The sequence below is a fragment of the Sphaerisporangium corydalis genome, from assembly GCF_025506355.1.
Lineage (GTDB): Bacteria > Actinomycetota > Actinomycetes > Streptosporangiales > Streptosporangiaceae > Sphaerisporangium > Sphaerisporangium corydalis.
The window spans coordinates 97,982-104,236 of sequence record NZ_JANZYP010000026.1 but is presented as its reverse complement, the minus strand read 5'-3'; the positions used below and the strand labels follow the sequence as shown (position 1 = coordinate 104,236).

5 protein-coding genes are annotated in these 6,255 nt (G+C 70.5%); 2 read left to right on the top strand and 3 right to left on the bottom strand.

Going from position 1 to position 6,255, the window contains the following annotated elements; translation table 11 throughout:
* Together NYZ98_RS19490 and NYZ98_RS19485 are read right to left on the bottom strand one after the other, a co-directional pair.
* On the bottom strand, positions 1-870 hold an 870-nt coding region (locus NYZ98_RS19490; protein WP_262844247.1), incomplete at its 3' end, for a general stress protein.
* 341 nt (positions 871-1,211) lie between these two features.
* Positions 1,212-2,651, bottom strand: coding sequence for a GuaB1 family IMP dehydrogenase-related protein (locus NYZ98_RS19485; RefSeq protein ID WP_262844246.1), 1,440 nt, complete (start codon positions 2,649-2,651; stop codon positions 1,212-1,214).
* A gap of 195 nt (positions 2,652-2,846) precedes the next feature.
* Between NYZ98_RS19485 and NYZ98_RS19480 the strand changes: the two genes are divergently transcribed.
* Entirely contained in the window at positions 2,847-3,353 is a 507-nt protein-coding gene (locus NYZ98_RS19480) for a GyrI-like domain-containing protein (protein WP_262844245.1), read from the top strand.
* A gap of 124 nt (positions 3,354-3,477) precedes the next feature.
* On the opposite strand, the gene NYZ98_RS19475 is transcribed toward NYZ98_RS19480, so the two are convergent.
* Entirely contained in the window at positions 3,478-4,638 is a 1,161-nt protein-coding gene (locus NYZ98_RS19475) for a CaiB/BaiF CoA transferase family protein (RefSeq protein WP_262844244.1), read from the bottom strand.
* 234 nt (positions 4,639-4,872) lie between these two features.
* Between NYZ98_RS19475 and NYZ98_RS19470 the strand changes: the two genes are divergently transcribed.
* Positions 4,873-6,255 carry an FAD-binding oxidoreductase gene (locus NYZ98_RS19470; RefSeq protein ID WP_262844243.1) on the top strand — a complete coding sequence of 461 codons (1,383 nt, stop codon included), beginning with the start codon at positions 4,873-4,875 and terminating at the stop codon, positions 6,253-6,255.

Below are 6,255 nucleotides of genomic sequence, written 5' to 3'. Positions count from 1 at the left end.
GGCGGGGGTCTCTCGCCCCGGGCGGGCTTCCTGGACGGGGCTGGGCTCCGGGGTCGGGGCGGCCTCGTGGACGGGGCGGGGCTCCGGGGTGGAGTAGGGCTCCGGGGTGGAGTCAGGTTCGGGGGTGAAGTCGGACGCCGGGGTGAAACTGGACTTTGGGGGAGAGGTGTACTTCGGGGTGGGGCTGGATTCGGGAGTGGAATCGGGTTCCGGGGTGAAGTCGGGTTCCGGAGTGGAATCGGGTTCCGGGGTGAAGTCGGACTCTGGGGTGAAGCCGGGTTCCGGGGTGGGGGTGTAGTTCGGGGTGGGGATGGATTCGGGGGTGGAGGGGGTGGGGGTTTGGAGGAGGCCGCTGGACGGGGGGCGGGCGACCACGACCGTGTCGGCGGGTCTGGTGCCGCCTTCCAGCACGGCGAGGGCCTCGTCCAGCCCGGCGGAGGGGACGAGGACGTCGTAGCGGCCGGCAACGATCGCGCTGCGCGAGGTGAAGTCGCGCGTGCCGCCCTTGAACGCGTGGCTGGCGAAGCCGAAAGCGGCTCCCATCACGGCGCCCCACAGTATGGCCCACACCGTCAGCGCGAAGAACGACGCCGTGGTCGAGGTGAACAGGCCGAGGAACAGGCCGACGACGAGACCGAAGACCGCGCCACTGATCGCGCCCGAGAGCGCCGCGCGCGCGTTGGTCAGCCGTCCGGTGACCGTCTCCTCCATGCGCAGGTCGTTGCCGACGATGGCGACGTTCTGCACGGGATATCCGGAGTCCGAGAGCGTGTCGACGACACGCTGCGCGGCAGGGTAGTTGTCGTAGCTGACCAGGAGCCGCCGGTCTACGGCGGGTGCCGGGGTCAGCCCGGGTGAAGAACCGATCATGGGGGGATTCCGCCTCCGCGGCTAGGGAGTCGCTTTTCGCGCCGACTACCCGCCGGAGGCGGGTTATCACCATTCTCGGGGTGACGACGTACCGGTCAGGACATCATGCGCGTCACGTCTCAGCCCTATCAGGCTGTGACGCCTGTTACCGCCGGGATTCGAGGCCCGTCCGGGGACGTCAGTGCCGCCTTCGGGTGGTCGTTTTCTCGACCGGCAAGGGTGTACCTAGTGGGGGAGGGCTGAGGCAGGTGTGGCGGCGGGGGGTTGGGGCTGGGTCGGCGTGGCGCGCGTGGGTGGGTGTGTGGCCTGCGCTGGTTGGCGCGGGGCGGGTGGGGTGGGGGTTACCAGCTTTGGTGGAGGGGTTTGCCTTCGGTGTAGCCGGAGGCGCTTTGGATGCCGATCACGGCACGGTCGTGGAACTCCTCCAGGGTGGTGGCGCCCGTGTAGGTGAGGGAGGAGCGCAGGCCGGCGACGATCGCGTCGATCTGGTCCTCGACGCTCGGTCTGACCGGGTCGAGGTACATCCGGGAGGTCGAGATGCCCTCCTCGAAGAGCGCCTTGCGCGCGCGGTCGAACGGGGTGTCCTCGGCGGTGCGCAGCCGTACGGCCCGCGCGGAGGCCATGCCGAAGTTCTCCTTGTACCGGCGGCCGTCGGCGTCGGTGTGGGCGTCGCCCGGCGACTCGTAGGTGCCGGCGAACCATGATCCGATCATCACGTTGGACGCGCCGGCCGCCAGTGCCAGCGCGACGTCGCGCGGGTGGCGGACGCCGCCGTCGGCCCAGACGTGGCGTCCCAGCCGCCGGGCCTCGGCCGCGCATTCGAGGACGGCGGAGAACTGCGGCCGTCCGACGCCGGTCATCATCCGGGTGGTGCACATGGCCCCCGGCCCGACGCCGACCTTGACGATGTCGGCGCCCGCCTCGACGAGGTCACGGGTGCCGGCCGCCGTCACGACGTTCCCGGCGGCCACCGGGACGCCCGGGTCGAGGCCGCGTACGGCCGAGAGGGCGGCGATCATCTTCTCCTGGTGCCCGTGCGCGGTGTCGACGACCAGGCAGTCCACTCCGGCGTCGAGCAGTTCCTTGGCCTTGGCCGCGACGTCGCCGTTGATGCCGACGGCGGCGGCGACCCGCAGGCGGCCGCGCGGGTCCAGGGCGGGCTCGTACAGGGTGGCGCGCAGCGCGCCGGTGCGGGTGAGGACGCCGACGAGCCGGCCTTCGCCGTCCACGACGGGGGCCAGGCGGTGGCGCCCGCCGTGCAGCAGTTCGAACGCGGCCCTCGGGTCGGTCCCGGCGGGGATGGTGAGCGGGGAGCCCGACATCACCTGGGAGAGCTGGGTGAACATGTCGACTCCGTGGCAGTCGGCCTCGGTGACGACGCCGATGGGCCGTCCTTCCCCGTCGATGACGATGACGGCGCCGTGCGCCCGCTTGGGCAGGAGGTTCAGCGCCTCGCCGACGGTCTCGTGGGGGGCCAGGGTGATCGGCGTGTCGTGGACCAGGTCGCGCTTTTTGACCCAGTCGATGACGTCGGCGACGACGTCGATCGGGATGTCCTGCGGGATGACGGTGACGCCCCCGCGCCTGGCGATCGTCTCGGCCATGCGGCGGCCGGCCACCGCGGTCATGTTGGCCACCACGACGGGGATCGTGGTGCCGGTACCGTCGCCGGAGGAGAGGTCCACGGCGAGGCGGGAGCCCACGGCCGACCGCGAGGGGACCATGAACACGTCGCTGTAGGTCAGGTCGTAGATCGGCGCCTGATCGTTGAGGAATCGCACGTTGGTCCAGCCTATGCGATTCGCGGGAACAATGGGACTTTCCAGCTTATTTAAGTGCTATGTCCGCCGATGGGGTCATCGAATGACCGGGGCGATCCTTCTGTGCGCGATGATCGAGACGTCGATCGTGCAGTACGGATACATTGACGGCGCGATCGAGTCGAGCGAATGGACGGCCCTGGAGTTGGAGGCGCGATGATCATCGTTGAACGGCCGGAGGTGCTCGTGGTCGGTCACGCAGTGCGCACCAACAACGCCGCGGAGGCCGACCCGTCACGGGCCCAGCTCCCCGCGCTGTGGGCGCGGGCCGGGGCGCCGGGGGCCTTCGCCCACGTGCCGGGGCGCGTCGACGAGAACCTCTACGCCGTGCTGATCGACTACGAGAGCGGCCAGCAGGGGGCGTACACGCAGATCGTCGGGGTGGCGGTGCGTACGGCGGCCGGGCTGCCCGAGGGCATGGTGGCGGTCCGCGTCCCGGGCGTGCAGTCGCTCAAGGTCGAGGCGCACGGCCCGATGCCCCAGGCGCTGATCGAGGCCTGGCAGCAGGTGTGGCGGCACACCGAGGGAGGCGGCATTCCCGCGCGGGCCTTCACCACCGACCTGGAGGTCCACCACCGCGCGGGCGTCGACCTCTACCTGGCCGTCCTGCCCGGCCACAACCCGATCCCGGCCGGCCACACCCGGGACCGCGCCCAGATCTGACCGGCCACGAACCCGGACAATCGGCGAGCGGACGGCCCCAGGACGCCCACCGGGCCTGGAGCGTCCGGGCAGCCCGGCATCACCCGCCGATGGCCACCCGTGGTCCAGGGAAGCCGCCGCAGGGTCAGGCGAGGACGCCCGCGGCGCGCAGGGTCTTGGCGCGGTCGTCGGGAAGGCCCCAGGAGGTCAGGTCGTGCAGCCGGGTCGCCTGGGCGAGGTCGCCCCGGCCGCTGCCGATCAGGCGCGGCGCGGGCGCGGGCTGGACGACCCCCTCGACCTCGACGAAACTGCCCCGGGCCACGTTGTGCGGATGCCCGGCCGCCTCGCTCATGTCGAGGACGGGCGAGACGCACGCGTCGGAGCCGTCGAAGATCTCCTCCCACTCCGCGCGGGTCTTCGTCCTGAACGCCGCCGCGAGCCGTTCGCGGATCGCCGGCCAGTTGGCCCGGTCGTCCCGGCTGGGGAGGTCGGTGAGCCCGGTCCTGGCCACCAGTTCGGCCCAGAAGGCCGGCTCCAGCGACCCGACCGCCACATACCGCCCGTCGGCGGTCTCGTAGGTGTCGTACATCGGGGCGCCGGTGTCGAGCAGGTTCGTGCCGCGCGGGCCCCAGAACCCGGCCTGGGCGGTGTGGTAGAACATCGCGAACAGGGTGGCCGCGCCGTCCACCATCGCGGCGTCGATCACCTTGCCCCTGCCGGTGCGCTCGCGTTCGAACAGCGCGAGGAGCACGCCGTAGGCCAGCATGAGCCCGCCGCCCGCGAAGTCGCCGAGGATGTTGATCGGCGGGGTGGGCTTGCCGCCCTCCCGGCCGAGCGTCGAGAGCACGCCCGCGACGGCGATGTAGTCGATGTCGTGCCCGGCCGTCGGCGCGAGCGGGCCGTCCTGTCCCCAGCCGGTCATCCGGCCGTAGATCAGCCGGTCGTTGACGGCGGCCAGGTCGGCGGGGCCGATGCCGAGGCGTTCGGCCACGCCCGGGCGGAAGACCTCGATGACCACGTCGGCGCGGGTGGCCAGGTCCTTGAACGCGGCGACGCCGTCGGGCGACTTCAGGTCGAGCCCGATCGTCCGCTTGCCCCGGTCCATGACGTCGGTGCGGGGGCGGTCGCCGGCCTTGGCGACGGTGGCGACCCGGTCGACCCGCAGGACCTCCGCGCCGTGGTCGGCCAGCATCATGCCCGCGAACGGACCAGGGGCGAGCCCGGCCAGCTCCAATACGCGCACTCCGGCCAGCGGACCCCGGCCGTGGTCGTACGATGTGATCTGCTCGCCGTCGTTCCGGCTCATCGGTTCTCTCCTCAGGTGCCATGCCGACGATAGACGGCCGCCACGCGGGCGAGCAAACGCTTGGTAAGCCGACCTCGCCCGCCCGCGGGAACGACGCTAGCTCGCGCGTCCCGGTGCTTCGGAGGGGGGCCCTGAGTTTGCGCGGGTTTAACGTGTCTACTCTGGTCGGTGGTCATCTCAGGAGATAGCGTTCTAGCGACGATCTCCACACACTTAGTACTAGGGGGTGGTGGCATGCCAGATCGCACGGTGAGGACGACCGCCCAGATGACGGCCCATCGCAGGGCCGTCGAGCAGATCAGGGAGTCCTACACCGCACTCCCCGAGGGCTCCTCCCCGCGGCTGTCGAAGCCGACCACCAACCTGTTCCGCTTCCGCGAGGCGGGAAGGTCGGCCAAGCTGTCCGCGCGCGATCTCGACAAGGTGATCCAGGTCGATCCGGAGACCAGGACCGCCGAGGTCCAGGGTATGACGACCTACGAGCACCTCGTCGACGCCACGCTGCCGTCCGGGCTGATGCCGCACGTGGTGCCGCAGCTCAAGACGATCACTCTCGGCGGGGCCGTGACCGGGCTCGGCATCGAGTCGTCCAGCTTCCGCCACGGGCTGCCGCACGAGTCGGTCGAGGAGATGGAGATCCTCACCGGCGACGGCCGCATCGTGGTCGCCCGCGCGGACAACGAGCACAGCGACCTGTTCAAGGCGTTCCCCAACTCCTACGGCACCCTCGGCTACGCCCTGCGGCTGCGCATCAAGCTGCTTCCCGTCCAGCCGTACGTGCGCCTGACGCACATCCCGTTCTCCGACGCCGACAAGTGCATGCTCGCCATGCAGGAGATCTGCGACACCGGGCGGTACGACGGCGAGGAGATCGACTTCATCGACGGGACGTTCTTCGCGCCCGGCGAGATGTACATCACCGTGGGACAGTTCGCCGAGCGGGCGCCGTACGCCTCGGACTACACCGGGATGCGCATCTACTACCAGTCGATCCGCACCCGCACCCGCGACTGGCTCACCGTCCGCGACTACCTGTGGCGCTGGGACACCGACTGGTTCTGGTGCTCGCGCGCCTTCGGGGTGCAGCAGCCGCTGGTCCGCTCGCTGATGCCCCGGCGCTGGCTGCGCTCGGACGTCTACCGCAGGCTCGTCGGGCTCGACCAGAAGTACGGCGTGACCGCCCGCATCGACCGGTGGCGCGACAACGCCACCCAGGAGTCGGTCATCCAGGACGTCGAGGTGCCCGTCGAGAGGGGCGCGGACTTCCTTTCGTTCTTCCACGACAAGGTGGGCATGGCCCCGGTCTGGATGTGCCCCCTCAAGGCCACAGGCGAGTGGCCGGTCTACCCGCTGGAGCCGGGAAAGCTCTACGTGAACTTCGGATTCTGGGGCATGGTCGCCCTGCCGCGCGGACAGTCCGACGGGTACCACAACCGTCTGATCGAGAACTCCGTGCACGGACTCGGCGGCCACAAGTCCCTGTATTCGACATCGTTCTACCCCCGTGAGGAGTTCTGGCGTCTTTACAACGGTGACGCCTATTGGCCGGTCAAACGGGCCTACGACCCGGGAGGGCGGCTGCTCGACCTCTATGACAAATGCGTACGGGGGCGTTGA